This window comes from Streptomyces sp. 11x1 (assembly GCF_032598905.1).
Lineage (GTDB): Bacteria > Actinomycetota > Actinomycetes > Streptomycetales > Streptomycetaceae > Streptomyces.
The window spans coordinates 9,876,497-9,893,762 of sequence record NZ_CP122458.1 but is presented as its reverse complement, the minus strand read 5'-3'; the positions used below and the strand labels follow the sequence as shown (position 1 = coordinate 9,893,762).

Below are 17,266 nucleotides of genomic sequence, written 5' to 3'. Positions count from 1 at the left end.
GTGCCGCGCTCAGCCGGGCGGCGCGCCGGCCGCACCACCCTTCAGCCGCTCCAGGTCGGAGGGCCGTACCTGGATGGCCAGGACGGCGATCAGGGCCGCGATCACGGTGAAGATGGCCGCCATGACGAAGGCGGCCGAGACACCCGCCGTGAGCACCTCGTCGGACCAGGGCTTCGGCAGTTGACCGGTCCGCTCGAACTCCAGGCGCTCGGCCGGGGTCGCCGTGGACTCGAAGTCCGAGAGTTGCTCATCCCTCTCGTTGGTGCTGGCCGTGCCGAACATCGTGACGAGGATGGAGAGACCGAGCGAACCGCCGACCTGCTGGGTGGCGTTCAGCAGCCCGGAGGCGGCGCCGGTCTCCGCGGGCGCGACGTCGGAGAGCGCCATCAGGGTCAGTGCGACGAACTCCATGCCCATGCCCAGGCTGAAGACGAGCATCGGGCCGAGCACGCTGCCGGCGTAGGTGGAGTCCACGTCGGTCAGGGTCAGCCACCCCAGGCCGGCCGCCGCGAGGATCGCGCCCACCACCATGAACGGCTTGGGACCGTACACGGGCAGGAACCGTGAGGCCAGCCCGGCGCCGACCGCGATGACGGCGCTGACCGGCAGGAACGCGAAGCCGGTGGCCAGCGGGCTGAAGTCCAGGACGTTCTGGGTGAAGAGCGTCAGGAAGAAGAACATGCCGAAGATCGCCGCGGCCAGGCACAGCATGATGCCGTAGGTGCCCGCGCGGTTGCGGTCGGCGAACATGTGCAGCGGGGTGATCGGCTGCCGGGACCGCCGCTCCACCAGCACGAACACCACGAGCAGCACCACGGCCCCGGCGAACGACGCCAGCGTCAGCCCGTCCCGCCAGCCCTCCTGCGCGGCCCGGATGAAGCCGTACACCAGGAGCACCATGCCCAGGGTGGAGGTCAGCGCGCCGGTGATGTCGAAGTGGCCCGGGTGCCGTTCGGACTCCTTGATCCAGCGGGGCGTCGCCAACGCGATCAGCAGTCCGATCGGCACGTTGACGAACAGCACCCACCGCCAGTTCAGCCACTCCACGAGGATGCCGCCGGCGAGCAGTCCGATCGCGCCGCCGCCCGCCGAGACGGCGGCGAACACCCCGAACGCCCGGTTGCGCTCGGGTCCTTCGCGGAACGTCGTACTGATCAGCGCCAGGGACGTCGGGGACGCGATGGCACCGCCGACGCCCTGGAGGGCGCGGGCGGCGAGGAGTTGGCCCTCGTTCTGGGCGAGACCGCCGAGGAGCGAGGCCAGCACGAACAGCAGCACGCCGAAGACGAACACCCGCCGCCGGCCGAGGATGTCCCCGGCCCGTCCGCCCAGCAGCAGCAGGCCGCCGAACGTGAGCGTGTACGCGTTGACCACCCACGCCAGGCTCGTCGTCGAGAAGTCCAGCGACCGCTGGATGTCCGGCAGCGCGATGTTGACGATGGTGATGTCCAGCACCACCATCAGCTGGCACGAGGCGATGACGAACAGCGCCATCGCACTTCCCCCACCACCTGTTTCCGAGGCGGTGGTCCGCGCTGGGGAGGTCGGCTGCGAATCGCTCATGACGTGTCGCAAAGGCGTCGCTGAAGCAGGGTGCGGTGCACGAGCGCGTCCACCGCCGCGGTCACTGTTCGACCGTACGCCGGTGCCCTGACCCGCACCACTCGGGTTCGGTGGCCTCGGGCGAGCACACCCGGGTCGAAAATCAGGTGCGGGAGCGGGAGGTGTGGCGTTACGATCCCCGCGATGACTACTCGTTCCCTCAGCAGATCGGGGGTTCCGTCCGCGCAAGGTGAGTGCTGATGCTCACCGATGCAGCGAACGGGGATCCCCGGCTTTCCTTCTGGTTGCGCGTGCGTGAGTTCGCCGTGCCACCCTCCATGATCGAGACCGCGGCCGCTCGCCGTGCCGTCGGCGACTGGGCCGGCGCATGTGCCGCCGCGGCCGTCGACATCGATCTCGACCTGCGTTCCCTGGCAGCCCGTCACGGCTCGGAGCTGGCGTCCCAAGTCCGTTCGGACCTACGGCACTTGGCACCGGACCTGCTGCGTTGGCACATGCCGAGGATCGCTCCCGACGGGCTGCTGCGCCCGGGCCTGACCCTCACCCTCGCCCGGTACCGGACGGGCGGGGGTGCCGGCTCGGGGCCGGTGCATCTGGTGGCCCGTACTCCGCCCGCGTGGGCCGCCGCCGGCCAGCGGATCGGTCTCGCGCTGTGGGAGGGGTCCGGGCCCGAGGCCCGTGGTCACCCCCATCCACGGCCCAGCCGTCGCCACCGGTTCGATCTGCACCGCCATCTCTGGGACGCACGCAGGGCCGGTGAGCTGCGGGGCCGTTCGGGAGCGGATCGGCCCACGGGCGAGGGGGCACCACCGGCGGACCACCCCCACCCCCACCCCCACTCGCCCTCGCCCTCGTCCTCGCACCCGCCACTGCCTCTTCCGACGGCCTCGGACGAGTTGTGGGCGTGGGCGGCGGAGCAGGGTTGTGCCGTCGAGCGGTGGGCGGCGGAAGCGGCGATCGTGCTGCGCGCCGAGGGGCGGTCCACCGGCTCCGTGCTCGTACGGTGCGGCGCCCGACGGCGGCTCGTCCTGGACCTGGGCCCGGATACCGGTACGGACCGGGCCCCGGGCGAGGACGCCCACGCGGAGGCGGACGACGACACCCCGCCACCCGCGCCACGGCTCACGGCCGCGTCCGGTGACGGCGGTGCCCTCGGCGCGCTGCCGGTGCTGCCCGACGCCGCGACCTGGGTCCTGCCCGACCTGGAACTGCTCCGTACCGGTGCGCTCGACGCCCATCGGCTGCATCCGCTGGTCGCGTCGGCGCTGGTACCGGACCATGTGCCGTCGGGTCCGGCCGAGGCGCCGGACCGGGCGGGGCAGCCGCGGACCGTGGAGTGCCGGGGAGAGCGGCACCGGATCGGTCTGGTCGACGGCGTGCTGGTGGCACTCGACCACGACCCGGACCAACTCCGGCGTGAGGAACTGCTGGTCGCGCTGACCGGCACTCCGCTCCCCTGCCTGCGGGCCATCGACGAGGCGCATCGCCGTCCGGACTGTCTGTCCGGCGTACGCGAGCGGCTGGACCACGGGGACGTCGCCGGGGCACTGGCCGTCGTCGAAGGGCTGCTGGGCCCCGAGGCGGTCCTGCGCGACGGCCCGCTGCGGGAGGAGCTGGAGTCCGCGGCGCGCCGGCGGATCGCCTACGGCCTGTACCGGGCCGGTCTCGCCGAACCCCTCCCCGGCCGGGTCCGCTCCAACGTCGGCCGTCGACCGTCCCGCCGGCGCCGCCCCCGCGTGGCGATCTTCTTCTGACCGTCCACCTCGCGTGCCCCCGACCACACATCTCGCGCGCCTCCGACCGTCCACGTCGGACGCTTCTCAGCCCTGAACACCCGTCTCGCACACTCTGATCAGCCACCTCGCACGCCTCCGACGACACCCCTCGCGCGCCTGCGACCGCGCGCGTTCGGCTTCAGCCCTCTACACCCCAAGGTGATCCCACATGCCCACACGCACTCCGTTCACCCTGCCCTCCGACGCCGACCCGCGCTCCCAACTCGACGTGGCCGCCGACCTGTTGAGCATGTTGCGCACCACGTCCACCGAACCGCGCCCCGACATCCAGCTGGAGGCGCTGACCCTGGCCGTCGCCGCGGACCTGCCCGTACTGCTGTGGGGTGAGCCGGGCATCGGCAAGACCGCGGCGCTGACCCAGCTCGCCGCCTCCCTCGATCTTCCGCTGACGACCGTGATCGCCAGCGTGCACGAGCCGTCCGACTTCTCGGGCCTGCCGATCGTCGGGGACGACCCGGCCGAGCAGGGTGTCCCCATGGCTCCGCCGGACTGGGCGGTGCGCCTGGTACGCGCCGGCCGGGGACTGCTCTTCCTGGACGAGCTGTCGACTGCGCCGCCCGCCGTCCAGGCCGCGCTGCTGCGGCTGGTGCTGGAGCGCAGGATCGGCACGCTCCAACTGCCGCCGGACGTAAGGATCGTGGCCGCCGCCAACCCCAGGTCCTCGGCGGCCGACGGCTGGGAGCTGAGCCCGCCGCTGGCCAACCGGTTCGTCCACCTGCAGTGGACGCACGACCACGAGGTCGTCGTACGGGGGCTCGGGGGAACCTGGCCCCGGGCCACCGTGCCGCGGCTGGCACCGGAGCGGCTGGCGGAGGCGGTGGACTTCGCGCGGCGCGCGGTGTGCACGCTGCTGGCCGCGCGCCCCAAGCTCGTGCATCAGCTGCCCAACAGCGAGAGTCGGCGCGGCGGGCCCTGGCCGTCGCCGCGGAGCTGGGAGATGACACTGCGGCTGATCGCGTTCGCGACCGCCTCCGGTGTCTCGCGCGAAGTGCTGTCCCTCCTGGTCAGGGGCACCGTGGGGGACGGGCCGGGGTTGGAGCTGCTGGCCGGACTGGACCGGCTGGACCTGCCCGACCCCGAGGTGCTGCTCGCCGACCCGACGGCGGAGGAACTGCCCCAGCGGGGGGATCTGCGGCAGGCGGTGCTCGACGGGGTGGTGGCGGCGGTCCGGTCGCGACCGGACAAGGCACGCTGGGACGCGGCGTGGGCACTGCTGGTCCGGGCGCTGGAGACGGGGGCGCCGGATCTGGTGGTCGTCCCCGCCACCACCCTCGCCTCGCTGCGCCGCGACGACTGGGACGTTCCGACGGCGATCGAGAACCTCGCCGGAGTGGTCACCCTCTCCCGGCGGGCGGACGAGGCGGCAGCCCGTGCGAAGGCGGCGACGAAGGTGCGCCGATGAGCACGGCCACCGGGCACGACACTGGCGAAGGCACCCTCGACCTCGACAAGCTCTTCACCGCCCGGCTCCAGGCGGCGCGGGCCCGGCCCTATCTGGCGACCGCCCTGTTCGCGCTGCACACCGTCGAGTCCCGGCGGGTGCCCACGATGGCCGTGGACCGGCACTGGAGGTGCTACGTCTCCCCCGGTTTCGTGGACCGCACGCCGGTGGAGGAACTGGCCGGGGTGTGGGTGCACGAGGTGTCCCATCTGCTGCGGGACCATCACGGACGCAGCGACCGGGTCGCCAGGGAACGGGAACTGACCGGCCCCGGGGAACGGCTGCGGATGAACATCGCCGCCGACTGCGAGATCAACGACGACATCTTCGGCGACGGACTGGTCAAGCCCGAGGGCGTCGTCGAACCGGGGTTCCTGAAACTGCCCACGGGACTGTTGATGGAGGACTATCTGCGACAGTTCCAACTCGGCGCCGCCACGCTGGAGTTGGCGTGGCTGGACTGTGGCAGCGGCGCCGACGGCCTGGAGCGGGAGTGGGAGCTGGGCCCAGACGGGGCGCACGGCCTGACCCCGCAGGAACGGGACGCGGTCCGCTTCCGGGTGGCCCAGGGCATCAAGGGCCGTCCGGGCTCCGCGCCCGAGGGGTGGCAGCGCTGGGCGGAGGAGGCGTTTCATCCGCCGCAGCCATGGCGGGCGTTGCTGGGTGCGGCGGTCCGCTCCGCGGCCTCCGCGCCGGGCACCGGGGAGGACTACAGCTACGGCCGGCCGTCGCGGCGCTCCGCCGGTGTGCCGGGCACGGTGCTGCCGAGCCTCAGGCGCCGCCCGCCCCATGTCTCCGTGATCATCGACACCTCGGGGTCGGTCAGCGACGCGGAACTGGGCAGCGCGCTGCTGGAGGTCGCCGCGATCTCCCGGGCGGTGGGCGGCCGGCGTGACCTCGTCACCGTCGTCCCGTGCGACGCGGTGGCCCGGATCGCCCACCCGCTGTGCCGAGCGGAGGGCATCCCGCTGCTGGGCGGCGGCGGGACGAACCTGCGCGCGGGGTTCGCCAAGGCGCTCCGCAGCCACCCCAAGCCCGATGTCGTCGTGGTCCTCACCGACGGCCAGACGCCCTGGCCCAGCTCCCAGCCACCGTGCCGGACGGTGGTCGGCCTCTTCCCCCGTCACGACGCACACACCAGGTACGACGAGGACGATCCCGACTATGTGCCGGACAACCCGCCCGACTGGGCCCGCGTGGTCCAGATCGGCTAGGCCGGGGCGGGTCCCGCCCCTCCTCCACTTCCACTTCCACTCCACCTCATGACAATGAAAACGATTATTAATAAGGTGTACATGTCAAGCCGAGCGCCTCCTCGTCGAGGTGCCGTCGGGCTGCCCTGACATGGGCCTGCTCGGCGCCGACGAGGACTCGGGGCCGGCCTCCGTCGGACCGGCGCTGGTCCTGATCACCCACGACCTGGAGACCGCCTCCGTCGCGGATCGCATCGCCGTCGTGGACGCGGGGGAAATCGTCGAACAGGGCCCGGCCTGCCGGCTCCTCACCGCACCACGGCACGCCTTCACGGCGTCGCTCGTCGCCACGGTGGCCCGGCCGCGCGTCCCGCAGGGATGAGGCCCGCGTCAACGGGTCGTGCCGGCGGCTCACCCCTCGGGCCACCGCCGCCCCGGTCCGGGCCCGCGCACCCCGTATGAAGGGACACGTCCCGTGAAACGGGGAACAACGGGGCATGCGGGCAGGCGAGTTGAAGGGCTGACGTATGGGCACGGGCAGGGGCCGGTTCGGCGTCGCGGTGGCGGCGTCCCTGGTGTGGGCGCTCACCGGCTGCGGCGGGGGCGGCGTTCCGGACGACGGCGTGGGCGACGGCGGCAGGGACGGGTCACGGTCGGAGGAACGACAACGGCCGACGACAGCCCCGCCCACGGGCCCGGCCTCCGCCCCCTCCGACGAGCGCGACCGCGACACGGGACGAGGCACGGCAGACGCACCAGCACGGGCACCGGCACGGGCCGTGGCACCGACCCCGACACCGGCACCTGCTTCGACGGCCGGTGCGTACTCACCGTGTCCGAGCCCCGGTCCATCGAGGTCGACAGCCGGTTCGGCGTCGGTGACCTCCGCGTCACGAAGGTCACCGACGACACGGTCGTGCTCCGGTCCTCGGGAGCCGGCACCGTCCTCAGCTCCTCGCTCGGCGCGGGCGGCACCGGCGGCCTCAACGGCCTCGGCTTCCGCGTGAAGTCGCTCCAGGGCGGCACAGCGGTGCTGGAGTTCTTCCCCCGCGCCTGAACCGTGCGGTGTCAGGCGATCTCGACGAGCAGGTCGCCGCCCTCCACCTGCTGGATCTTGTTGATGGCTAGGCGGGAGACCCGGCCGGCCTTCGCGACCGTGATGGTGGCCTCCATCTTCATGGCCTCGATGGTGGCGACCGTGGCACCGGCCGCGACCTCGTCGCCCTCGGCGACCGCGAGGGTGACCACCCCGGCGAACGGGGCGGCGACATGGCCGGGGTTGGAGCGGTCGGCCTTCTCCGTGACGGGGATGTCGGTGGAGGCGGCCTTGTCTCGGATCTGGATCGGCCGCAGCTGGCCGTTCAGCGTCGACATCACCGTGCGCATACCGCGTTCGTCCGCCTCGCCGACGGCCTCCAGACCGATGAGCAGCCGCACACCGGGCTCCAGGTCGACGGCGTACTCCTTGCCGGGGCCGAGGCCGTAGAAGAAGTCCTTGCTGTCGAGGACGCTGGTGTCGCCGTAGGTCTGGCGGTGGTTCTCGAACTCGCGCGTCGGGCCGGGGAAGAGCAGCCGGTTGAGGGTGGCGCGGCGGTCCTTCTCCAGTCCGGCGCGGTCCTCGGCGGTCAGGTCCTGGACGGGCTTGGCGTCGGCGCGGCCCTGGAGGGCCTTGCTGCGGAACGGCTCGGGCCAGCCGCCGGGCGGGGTGCCCAGCTCGCCGCGCAGGAAGCCGATGACGGAGTCGGGGATGTCGAACCGGTCGGGCGTGGCCTCGAAGTCGGCGGGTGACACCCCGGCGCCGACGAGGTGCAGCGCGAGGTCGCCGACCACCTTGGAGGAGGGCGTGACCTTCACCAGGTGGCCGAGGATCCGGTCGGCGGCCGTGTACATGGCCTCGATGTCCTCGAAGCGGTCGCCGAGACCGAGTGCGACGGCCTGGGTACGCAGGTTGGAGAGCTGGCCGCCGGGGATCTCGTGGTCGTAGACGCGGCCGGTCGGGGAGGCGAGGCCCGCCTCGAAGGGGGCGTAGATGCGGCGGACGCTCTCCCAGTAGGGCTCCAGGTCGCCGACGGCCTGGAGGTCGAGGCCGGTGGGGCGGTCGGAGTAGTCGGTCGCGGCGACGATCGCCGACAGCGACGGCTGGGAGGTGGTGCCCGCCATGGAGGCCACGGCCCCGTCGACGGCGTCGGCGCCGGCCTGGATCGCGGCGAGGTAGGTGGCGAGCTGTCCGCCGGCCGTGTCGTGGGTGTGGATGTGCACCGGCAGGTCGAACTCGCGGCGCAGCGCGGTGACCAGCTTGGTGGCGGCGGGGGCGCGGAGCAGTCCCGCCATGTCCTTGACGGCGAGGACATGGGCGCCGGCCTCGACGATCTGCTCGGCCAGCCGGAGGTAGTAGTCGAGCGTGTAGAGCTGCTCGGCGGGGTTGGACAGGTCGGAGGTGTAGCAGAGGGCGACCTCGGCGACGGCCGTCCCGGTGGCGCGTACGGCGTCGATGGCGGGCCGCATCCGGCCCACGTCGTTGAGCGCGTCGAAGATCCGGAAGATGTCGATGCCGGTGTCGGTGGCCTCCTGGACGAAGGCGTCGGTCACCTCGGTCGGGTACGGCGTGTAGCCGACGGTGTTGCGGCCGCGCAGCAGCATCTGGAGGCAGAGGTTGGGCGCGGCGGCCCGGAAGGCGGCCAGCCGCTCCCAGGGGTCCTCGGCGAGGAAGCGGAGGGCTACGTCGTAGGTGGCGCCGCCCCAGCACTCCAGCGAGAGCAGCTGCGGCAGGGTCCTGGCCACCACGGGCGCGACGGCGAGCATGTCCTTGGTCCGGACCCGGGTGGCGAGCAGCGACTGGTGGGCGTCACGGAAGGTGGTGTCGGTGACGCCGATGGTCGGCGACTCGCGCAGCCAGCGGGCGAAGCCCTCGGGGCCGAGTTCGACGAGCTTCTGCTTGGAGCCGGCCGGGGGTTCGGCCGTGGTGGGCCTCGGCAGTTTGGAGGACGGGTCGATCAGGTCGGGGCGCGGGCCGTTCGGCTTGTTGACCGTCACGTCGGCCAGGTAGGTGAGCAGCTTGGTGCCCCGGTCGGCGGAGTGCCGGGAGGTGAGCAGGTGCGGGCGCTGCTCGATGAACGAGGTGGTGACCTGTCCGGCCTGGAAGTCCGGGTCGTCGAGGACGGCCTGCAGGAACGGGATGTTGGTGGCCACGCCCCGGATGCGGAACTCGGCGACCGCGCGCCGGGCCCGGTTGACGGCGGTGGTGAAGTCCCGGCCCCGGCAGGTCAGTTTGACCAGCATGGAGTCGAAGTGGGCGCTGATCTCCGTACCGGCGTGGGTGGTGCCGCCGTCGAGGCGGATGCCGGAGCCACCGGGCGAGCGGTAGGCGCTGATGCGCCCGGTGTCCGGGCGGAAGCCGTTGGCGGGGTCCTCGGTGGTGATACGGCACTGGAGGGCCGCGCCGCGCAGGGTGACGCTCTCCTGGGAGAGCCCGAGGTCGGCGAGGGTGGCCCCGGCGGCGATCCGCAGCTGGGACTGGACGAGGTCGACGTCGGTGACCTCCTCGGTGACCGTGTGCTCGACCTGGATGCGGGGGTTCATCTCGATGAAGACGTGGTTGCCGTCGCGGTCGAGGAGGAACTCGACGGTGCCCGCGTTGCGGTAGCCGATCTCACGGGCGAAGCGGACGGCGTCGGCGCAGATGCGGTCGCGCAGGGCCGGGTCGAGGTTCGGGGCCGGGGCCAGCTCGATGACCTTCTGGTGGCGGCGCTGTACCGAACAGTCGCGTTCGAAGAGGTGGATGACGTTGCCGTGGCCGTCGGCGAGGATCTGCACCTCGATGTGGCGGGGCTCGACGACGGCCTTCTCCAGGAAGACGGTCGGGTCGCCGAAGGCGGAGGCCGCCTCGCGGGACGCCGCCTCGATGGACTCCCGCAGCGCCGCCGGGTCCTCGACGCGCCGCATGCCGCGTCCGCCGCCGCCGGCGACGGCCTTGACGAAGACGGGGAAGCCGATCTCGTCGGCGGCGCGCACCAGCTCGTCCACGTCGGTGGAGGGCTCGGAGGAGCCGAGGACCGGTACGCCGGCGGCGCGGGCCGCGGCCACCGCCCGCGCCTTGTTGCCGGTCAGCTCCAGGATGTGCGCGCTGGGGCCGACGAAGGTGATGCCGGCCTCCTCGCACGCGCGGGCCAGCTCGGGGTTCTCGGACAGGAACCCGTAGCCCGGGTAGACGGCGTCGGCGCCCGCCAGCCTGGCGGCGCGCATGATCTCCTCGACGGAGAGGTACGCGCGCACGGGATGACCAGGTTCGCCGATCTCGTAGGCCTCGTCGGCCTTGAGCCGGTGCAGCGAGTTGCGGTCCTCGTGGGGGAAGACGGCGACCGTCCGCGCGCCCACTTCATAGCCTGCGCGGAACGCGCGGATCGCGATCTCGCCACGGTTGGCGACCAGTACCTTGCGGAGCATCCCTGATCCCTTCGAGCTGCCATGAGAACACCATGGTCCCGGCAATGATGCCGTCGCACCACAGGAATCGTGTCACTCAGTGCCATGTGAGCCCCGTCACTTCCCGACCCAGACTGCACACCAGCCGGACATTCCACCCGCCCTACGCGCGCATGGTCGGCCGCTCCCCCAGGCTTCCCGTGACTTGTGTGACCCTCAGTGCCACATGAGCCGCCACACAGATTCCTGAGATGGCGAGGGGCCGGAAGTGACCGAAACCCGGACCGCGGGCCCGCGCTGAGCTAGCCTCAGCTCCAGGGGCGAACTGACGTACGCCAAAAGTTATTTCGGGGGTGTTGTGTCAGACCAGCGGCCGGAGCCACCGGGATCAGCGGACAGGGCTCCGGCGCTACGGCAGGCGGGGGCGCTGCCGCTGCATCCCGGCGACCCGGACCGGATCGGCCCGTACGTGTCGCTCGGGCTGCTCGGCAGCGGCGGTATGGGGCGCGTCTATCTGGCGCGTCCCGCCGACGGCGGTCCCGACCTCGTCGCGGTGAAGGTGATCCGGCCCGAGTACGCGGAGGACGAGCGGTTCCGCCGCCGGTTCGAGCGGGAGGCGGCGGTCCACGGCCGCGTGCGCACACCGCGCATGCCGCGACTGGCCGGGACGGGTTTCCGGGACGAACTGCTGTGGATGGCCACCGAGTTCCTGCCGGGCCTCGATCTGGCGGCGGCCGTCCACGAGGACGGTCCGCTGCCCGTGGCCGCCGTCCGGCGGCTGGTGGCGGAGCTGGGGCAGGCGCTCGCAGCCCTCTCCACCGCCGGGATCGTGCACCGGGACCTGAAGCCGTCCAATGTCCTGCTGTCCGAGTGGGGCGCGCACGTCATCGACTTCGGCATCGCGAAGGCCGCCGACGCGAGCGCGATCACCGGCACGGGCAACCGGGTCGGCACCCCGGCCTATATGTCGCCGGAGTATCTGCGTACGGGCGACTGCGACACGGCCTCCGACGTTTTCTCGCTGGCCTGCGCGCTGATCTTCGCGGCGACCGGCAGCGCGCCGTTCGGCGACGGCACCGGCGTCGACGTCATGCACCGGGTGGCGTTCGAGGAGCCCAACCCGAAGGTGCTCGCCGAGATCGCGGCGGCCGACGCCCCGCTCGCCGCCCTCCTCGACGCCTGCCTGGCCAAGGAGCCCGAACAGCGGCCGACACCGGAACAGCTCATCGAGACGGCCTCGTCGGGCAGCGGGTCGCAGCCGCCCGAAGAGGGGCGCGGGGAACTGCGCGACCAGCCCCCACCGAACCCGCACGTGGGAGTCATAGGGGCACAGCCCCCGGTGGAAGGGACCGGTAGGGGCGGCGGGGGCGAGAGCATTCCCTGGCCCGAACCACTGGGCGGCAAGATCCTCGCCCGGCAGCGGGCCTACGAGACCCTGCGCAACCTCCCCCTCGAACAGCCCGGCCCCGAGCGGGCCGGGCGGGCACCGGCCGCCGGCCCCGCCGCGAGCCCCGCGGGCGACGCCCCGGCGCAACCGTCACCGCCCGCACCGCACCGCTCCCGGCTCCGCCGCAAGCGGGTGCTGGTCGGGGCCGCCGGCGCGGTCGTCTGCACGGCGACCGCCGGTGTCGTCGTCCTCACCCTGCTGAGCCCCTCCACCACGACCGCCTCGCCGCAGCGGGGCACGACACGGTCCGCCGACGCGCTCCCCGACGACGACGCCACGGTGTCCGCTGCCTCGGGCCGAAACGGTGCCGACACCGCCCCCGACGGCGGATCGAGCGACGCGGAGGTGTCCGGCAAGGACGAGCGGACCTCGGTCGAGGGCGGCTCCGAGCGCCCCGACTCCGATCCCTCCGGCTCGGGCAAGGACACGGGCACGGACGACGACCCGCACCCCGACGCGTCCGCGCCCGCTCCGGAGAGCAGCGCCCCCACCGAGCCGTCCCAGGAGCCGACCGACACGCCCACCGAGCCCTCGACCCCGGCCTGGCTCACGGACTGCACGTACTACTACGGCAACGGACGCACCCGCCTCGGGGACAGCGGCGACCGCGTGCTCCAGGCGCAGTGCATGCTGAGCAAGCGCGGCTACGGCCTGGCCGTCACCGGCGAGTTCGACGCCGACACGGAGGCCGCGGTGCGCAGCTTCCAGCAGGACAAGGGGCTGTTGGCCGCCGACGGCGTCGTACGGCCGCGCGTGTGGAAGGCGTTGCGCTCCACCGAGTGAGCCACGCCACCGGGTGAGCCGGGCCCGTCCGTCCGCACGGCCGGGCCCCTCAGTCGACGAACAGGCCGCGCGCGGCGGCCTGGGCGTCGAAGCCCTCCAGGTGGGCCTGGGCGTCCGGCAGCGCGTCGCACATCGCCTCCAGGAGGACCTGGCCCAGGAGGTGGGGGGCGCCGGCGGTGTCGAAGACGAGACCGGTGCCCACGGCGGCGGGGAGCAGCACGTCGCTGTGGGCGGCCACCGGGGCGAAGGTGCCGTCGGCGACGGTCACCACCGTCAGGCCGATGGCGCGGGCCTCGGCGAGCGTGTCGAGGAGTTCACGCGGGTGGCGGGGCAGCGCGAAACACAGCAGCGCGCTCGCGCCGGCCCGGCGGGCGGCGTCGACGCGGTCGGCGAGCAGGGAACCGCCCTCGTCGAGGAGGCGTACGTCGGGGTGGACCTTCGCCGCGAAGTAGGCGAAGCCGCGCGCCTGGGCCGCGGAGGCGCGCAGGCCGAGCACCGGGAGGGGCCGGGAGGCAGCGAGCAGACGCCCGGCGCGTTCGACGGGTTCGGGGTCCGTGAGCAGGGACGCCAGGTGCCGCAGATTGTCGATCTCGGCCTGTACGGCGCGTTGATAGGGGTTGGCCGAGGGCCCGTCGAAGCCGTGCCCCGTGGCCGCGACCGCCCGCAGGTGGTCGCGCAGGGCCGGGTAGTTGTCGAAGCCGAGGGCGACCGCGAAGCGGGTCACCGACGGCTGGCTGACACCGGCCACCCGGGCGAGTTCCACGCTGGACAGGTAGGGCGCGTCCGCGGCCCGCCGGATCAGACAGGCCGCGATGCGGCGCTGGGTGGGGGTGAGCCGACGTCCTTCGAAGAGCCCCTGAAGCCGCGCGGCCGCGCCCACGGCGTCCGTCATCCGGTCCTCCAGCCGGTCGTCGTGCTCGGTCCCCTCCCCCCGCCCGGCGGGGTGCGCGGTGCCGGGCGGGGTGGGGTGGGGTGACCGGTGGTGGAGCAGCCGATCCTGTCGGCGCGGTTCACTTCACCAGGCCGGCCGAACTCAGCCACTCCTCGGCGACGGAGTCGGCGTCCTCCTTGTCGTTGACGAGCTTCTTCATCATCCCCAGCAGGTCCTCGGTGGTGAGCTGGGCGGAGACGGCGTTGAGCGCCTCCTTGGCCTTGTCGTCCACCGCGGCCTTGTAGACGAGCGGGGTGACGTTCTGCGAGGAGAAGAGGTTCTTCGGGTCCTCCAGGACCACCAGCTTGTCCGCGACGATGGCGGGGTCGGTGGTGTACAGGTTGGCGGCCTGCACCTTGTCGTCCTTGAGCAGCTTCACCAGGGTGCTCTGTGCACCCGCGTCGAGCGGCTGGAACTTGCCGAACTTGACGCCGTAGACCTTCTCCAGGCCGACACCGCCCTGCGTACGGGTCTTGAACTCCGATCCGCCACCGAGCGTCATGTCGCCCGCGACGGGCTTGAGGTCGGCGAGGGTCTTGAGCTTGTACTTGGCGGCGATCTCGGCGGTGACGGTCACCGAGTCCTTGTCCTCGGCCGCTGCGGAGTCGAGGATCTCCACCGAGGACGGGAGTTTCTCCTTCAGTTCGGCGTTGATGTCCTCGGTGCTGGTCGCGGTGCTGTTCTTGTCGACCGCCACCGACAGCAGGGCGCCGTTGTACTCGGGGAGGACGCTGATGCCGCCCTTGACGACCTGGTCGTAGTAGACCTCCCGGGCCCCGATGTCGAACTTGCGGGTCACCTTCAGGCCCTTGCTCTCCAGGGCCTGCGCGTAGATCTCGGCGAGCAGCTGGTTCTCGGGGAAGTTAGCCGAACCGACGACGATCGACCGGCCGCCGCCGTCGGCGCCCCCGGCCAGCGGGTTGTCGTCGCTGTCGCCGCCCCCGCCGCAGGCGGTCAGCGTGAGCGCGGTGATGAGGCCGAACGCGGCGCCTCGGTACATGCCTCGCATGGAATGTTCCTCTCTGGTTTCAGGACTTCGACGCCGAGACCCGAAGGCCCGGCGAGACGACGACGCGTCGCAACGCGGTGAACACGAGCTGGACGACGAGCGCGAGGACGACGACGACCGTGGAGCCGCCGATGACCAACTCGTAGTCGTTGCGGGAGAGTCCGTCGACGATGTAGCGGCCCAGACCGCCGAGGCCCGGGTACGCGGCGACGGTCGCGGTGGCCACGACCTGGATCGCGGCGACCCGCAGCCCCAGGAGGATCAGGGGCAGCGCCATCGGCACCTCGACCCGCGTCAGGACCTCCCACTCGGTCATGCCGACGCCGCGCGCGGCGTCCCGGGTGGCGGGGTCCACGCCCCGTACGCCCTCGAAGGTGTTGATGAGGATCGGCGGTACCGCGAGCGCGACGAGGGCGACCAGGACGGGCGCGGTGCTGAGCCCGGCGAGCGTGACGACGAGGACGACCAGGCCGAAGGTGGGGATCGCGCGGGCGAGGTTCGCCACGCTGGCCACGGCGAAGGCGCCCCGGCCGGTGTGTCCGACGAGCAGTCCGAACGTCAGCCCGATGAGGGCGGCGAACAGCAACGACAGTCCGCTGTAGGTGAGATGTTCCAGGAGCCGCCGGGGGATGCCGTCGTCGCCGTGCCACTGCGCCGAGGAGGTCAGCCAGTCGCCCACGAGCTGCATCTGGTTCAGGAAGTCGTTCATGCCGACGCCACCTTGTTCCGGGACCACGGGGTGAGCAGGCGCTGCGCCAGGACCAGCAACGCGTCGGTGGCGAGGGCGAGCAACATGATCAGGGCGATCGCGGTGACGATCGGGGTGGGGAAGTCGAGTTGGAGGCCGCGGGTGATGTAGTAGCCGAGGCCGCCCTGACCGATCAGCTGTCCCACGGCGACGAGGCTGATCGAGGAGACCGCGGCGACGCGCACGCCGGCGATGACGACGGGGACGGCGATCGGCAGCTCGACCTGGACGACCCTGCGTACGGCGCCGAAGCCCATGGCGGTCGCCGCGAGCCGGACGTGCTCGGGGACCGAGGCGAGGCCGTCGACGACGTTGGGCACCAGCACGGACAGGGTGTAGAGCGTGAGCGGGATCATCACGGTCTGCTCGGTCAGCCCCGTGTACCGCACGAAGATCATGAACAGGGCGAGCGACGGGATCGAGTAGAGGATGTTGGACACGGTCAGCACCGGCGGGTAGAGCCAGCGCCAGCGGTGGCACAGGATGCCGAGCGGCACGGAGACGATCAGTCCGAACAGCACGGGCAGCAGGCCGAGTCTGAGGTGGATGCCGGTGTACTCGGCGAGTTCGCCGGTGTGATCGACGATCCACTGCCACCTGACGAGCGGTTCGTCGCCTGTCATCGGTCCTCACCGCCTCGTGTGTCGACGGCGCCGGGCTTGTCGACGGCGGCTGACTTGTCGATGACACCGGGCTCGTCCACGTCCGGGACTTCCGCCCCCGTCGGTCCCTTCGCCGTGGTCGCCGCGGTCGCCGCGGTCGCCGCGGTGGAGAGTTCATGCGCGTCCACGACTCCGGCGACCGCGCCCTGCGCGTCGACGGCCACGGCGAGGCGGGCGGGTGAGAGGAGGGCCGAGTCGAGGGCGGCTCGCGCGGAGTCACCGGCCAGGCTGAACGAGTGGCCGAGGGGGGTCAGGGTGGCGTCGGCGAGGGTGCCGGCCGTCGGGAGGTCGGCGGTGGCGGCCCAGCCGAGCGGTCGTCGCGCGTCGTCCACGACGAGCACCCAGGGCGTCTTCGCCGCCCGCGCCTCGCTGACGGAAGCGGCGGACGACAGCACCGGGCCGTCGCGCAGCGGCAGTCGGGTCGCGTCGACGAAGGAGAGCCGGCGGATGCCCCGGTCCTGGCCCACGAAGTCGGCCACGAAGTCGTCGGCAGGGCTGCCGAGGAGCCGCTCGGGGGCGTCGAACTGGGCGAGTCTGCCGCCGGTGCGGAACACGGCGATGTTGTCGCCGAGTCTGATCGCCTCGTCGATGTCGTGGGTGACGAACACGATGGTCTTGTGGAGTTCCTTCTGCAGCCGGACGAACTCGGCCTGCAACTCTGCCCGCACGATCGGGTCGACCGCGCTGAACGGCTCGTCCATGAGCAGTACCGGCGGGTCGGCGCCCAGCGCCCTGGCCACGCCGACGCGCTGCTGCTGCCCGCCGGAGAGCTGGTTGGGGTAGCGCTTGGCCATCTCGGCGGGCAGGCCCACGAGTTCCAGCAGTTCCGCGGCCCGGGCCCGGGCCTTCTTGCGGCCCCAGCCCAGCAGCAGCGGAACCGTGGCTATGTTGTCCAGGATGGTGCGGTGCGGGAACAGTCCCGCGTGCTGGATCACATAGCCGATGCCCCGGCGCAGCTCGGGCGCGTTGACCTCGCGGATGTCCCGGCCGCGCAGGCTCACCGTGCCGGCGGTCGGTTCCACCATGCGGTTGATCATGCGCAGGGTGGTGGTCTTGCCGCAGCCGGAAGGACCGACCAGGACCGTGATGCCGCCCTCGGCCAGCTCCAGGGACAGGTCGTCCACCGCTGTCGTGCCGTTGGGATACTTTTTGCTCACCGCGTCGAATCTGATCAAGACTGCCCCTTACCCGACTGCATATGACCATTCAGAGTTGTCGGTGTCTGAATGGCAGTCAATGGAATTACGTGAACAGCACGTTACGTTCACACC

The 17,266-nt window shown here is 72.1% G+C and carries 12 protein-coding genes and 1 pseudogene; 6 read left to right on the top strand and 7 right to left on the bottom strand.

The features are described 5' to 3' along the window. Positions 1-9: 9 nt before the first annotated feature. The gene (locus P8T65_RS43520; RefSeq protein ID WP_316730949.1) at positions 10-1,494 is read right to left on the bottom strand and encodes an MFS transporter; all 1,485 of its coding nucleotides are present in this window, start codon (positions 1,492-1,494) and stop codon (positions 10-12) included. 308 nt (positions 1,495-1,802) lie between these two features. On the opposite strand from P8T65_RS43520, the gene P8T65_RS43515 reads away from it, so the two are divergent. From P8T65_RS43515 to P8T65_RS43495, 5 genes and pseudogenes are all read left to right on the top strand, one after another. Continuing rightward, a complete protein-coding gene (locus P8T65_RS43515; RefSeq protein WP_316730948.1) occupies positions 1,803-3,317 on the top strand; it encodes a hypothetical protein in 1,515 nt (504 codons plus the stop codon). Positions 3,318-3,507: 190 nt separating this feature from the next. Further along, a complete protein-coding gene (locus P8T65_RS43510) occupies positions 3,508-4,761 on the top strand; it encodes a MoxR family ATPase (RefSeq protein ID WP_316730947.1) in 1,254 nt (417 codons plus the stop codon). Next, on the top strand, positions 4,758-6,014 hold the full coding sequence (locus P8T65_RS43505; protein WP_316730946.1) for a DUF2201 family putative metallopeptidase: 1,257 nt from the start codon (positions 4,758-4,760) through the stop codon (positions 6,012-6,014). The genes P8T65_RS43510 and P8T65_RS43505 overlap by 4 nt, the downstream gene beginning before the upstream one ends. Before the next feature lie 175 nt (positions 6,015-6,189). Further along, a pseudogene (locus P8T65_RS43500) lies at positions 6,190-6,375 on the top strand (ABC transporter ATP-binding protein); the annotation flags it as partial. Positions 6,376-6,825: 450 nt separating this feature from the next. Then, the gene (locus tag P8T65_RS43495; RefSeq protein ID WP_316730945.1) at positions 6,826-7,050 is read left to right on the top strand and encodes a hypothetical protein; all 225 of its coding nucleotides are present in this window, start codon (positions 6,826-6,828) and stop codon (positions 7,048-7,050) included. A gap of 11 nt (positions 7,051-7,061) precedes the next feature. Here P8T65_RS43495 and P8T65_RS43490 read toward each other — a convergent pair whose 3' ends face one another. After that, positions 7,062-10,436: a pyruvate carboxylase gene (locus tag P8T65_RS43490; protein WP_316730944.1), complete on the bottom strand. Its 3,375-nt coding sequence runs from the start codon at positions 10,434-10,436 to the stop codon at positions 7,062-7,064. A 337-nt stretch (positions 10,437-10,773) separates the two neighbouring features. Here P8T65_RS43490 and P8T65_RS43485 point away from each other — a divergent pair, with 337 nt between their 5' ends. Further along, positions 10,774-12,645, top strand: a complete 1,872-nt coding sequence (locus P8T65_RS43485) for a serine/threonine-protein kinase (RefSeq protein ID WP_316730943.1) — start codon at positions 10,774-10,776, stop codon at positions 12,643-12,645. A gap of 49 nt (positions 12,646-12,694) precedes the next feature. Here the strand turns inward: P8T65_RS43485 and P8T65_RS43480 are convergent, their stop codons facing one another. The 5 genes from P8T65_RS43480 to P8T65_RS43460 all read right to left on the bottom strand — a co-directional run bounded on the left by P8T65_RS43480 (position 12,695) and on the right by P8T65_RS43460 (position 17,170). Continuing rightward, a complete protein-coding gene (locus P8T65_RS43480; RefSeq protein ID WP_316730942.1) occupies positions 12,695-13,537 on the bottom strand; it encodes a MurR/RpiR family transcriptional regulator in 843 nt (280 codons plus the stop codon). A gap of 118 nt (positions 13,538-13,655) precedes the next feature. After that, entirely contained in the window at positions 13,656-14,576 is a 921-nt protein-coding gene (locus P8T65_RS43475) for an ABC transporter substrate-binding protein (RefSeq protein WP_316731914.1), read from the bottom strand. A gap of 28 nt (positions 14,577-14,604) precedes the next feature. Then, a complete protein-coding gene (locus P8T65_RS43470) occupies positions 14,605-15,294 on the bottom strand; it encodes an ABC transporter permease (protein WP_184897846.1) in 690 nt (229 codons plus the stop codon). After that, positions 15,291-15,956 (bottom strand): ABC transporter permease subunit, encoded by a 666-nt coding sequence (locus P8T65_RS43465; protein WP_184897844.1) that lies wholly within the window; start codon positions 15,954-15,956, stop codon positions 15,291-15,293. The genes P8T65_RS43470 and P8T65_RS43465 overlap by 4 nt, the downstream gene beginning before the upstream one ends. Then, positions 15,953-17,170, bottom strand: a complete 1,218-nt coding sequence (locus tag P8T65_RS43460) for an ATP-binding cassette domain-containing protein (protein WP_316730941.1) — start codon at positions 17,168-17,170, stop codon at positions 15,953-15,955. The genes P8T65_RS43465 and P8T65_RS43460 overlap by 4 nt, the downstream gene beginning before the upstream one ends. Between the last annotated feature and the right edge of the window lie 96 nt (positions 17,171-17,266).

What these genes read in the sequence shown, in the direction of transcription:
- P8T65_RS43520 (WP_316730949.1), bottom strand. Translation starts at nt 1,494, where the DNA reads ATGGCGCTGTTCGTCATCGCCTCGTGCCAGCTGATGGTGGTGCTGGAC.
- P8T65_RS43515 (WP_316730948.1), top strand. Translation starts at nt 1,803, where the DNA reads ATGCTCACCGATGCAGCGAACGGGGATCCCCGGCTTTCCTTCTGGTTG.
- P8T65_RS43510 (WP_316730947.1), top strand. Translation starts at nt 3,508, where the DNA reads ATGCCCACACGCACTCCGTTCACCCTGCCCTCCGACGCCGACCCGCGC.
- P8T65_RS43505 (WP_316730946.1), top strand. Translation starts at nt 4,758, where the DNA reads ATGAGCACGGCCACCGGGCACGACACTGGCGAAGGCACCCTCGACCTC.
- P8T65_RS43490 (WP_316730944.1), bottom strand. Translation starts at nt 10,436, where the DNA reads ATGCTCCGCAAGGTACTGGTCGCCAACCGTGGCGAGATCGCGATCCGC.
- P8T65_RS43480 (WP_316730942.1), bottom strand. Translation starts at nt 13,537, where the DNA reads ATGACGGACGCCGTGGGCGCGGCCGCGCGGCTTCAGGGGCTCTTCGAA.
- P8T65_RS43475 (WP_316731914.1), bottom strand. Translation starts at nt 14,576, where the DNA reads ATGTACCGAGGCGCCGCGTTCGGCCTCATCACCGCGCTCACGCTGACC.
- P8T65_RS43470 (WP_184897846.1), bottom strand. Translation starts at nt 15,294, where the DNA reads ATGAACGACTTCCTGAACCAGATGCAGCTCGTGGGCGACTGGCTGACC.
- P8T65_RS43465 (WP_184897844.1), bottom strand. Translation starts at nt 15,956, where the DNA reads ATGACAGGCGACGAACCGCTCGTCAGGTGGCAGTGGATCGTCGATCAC.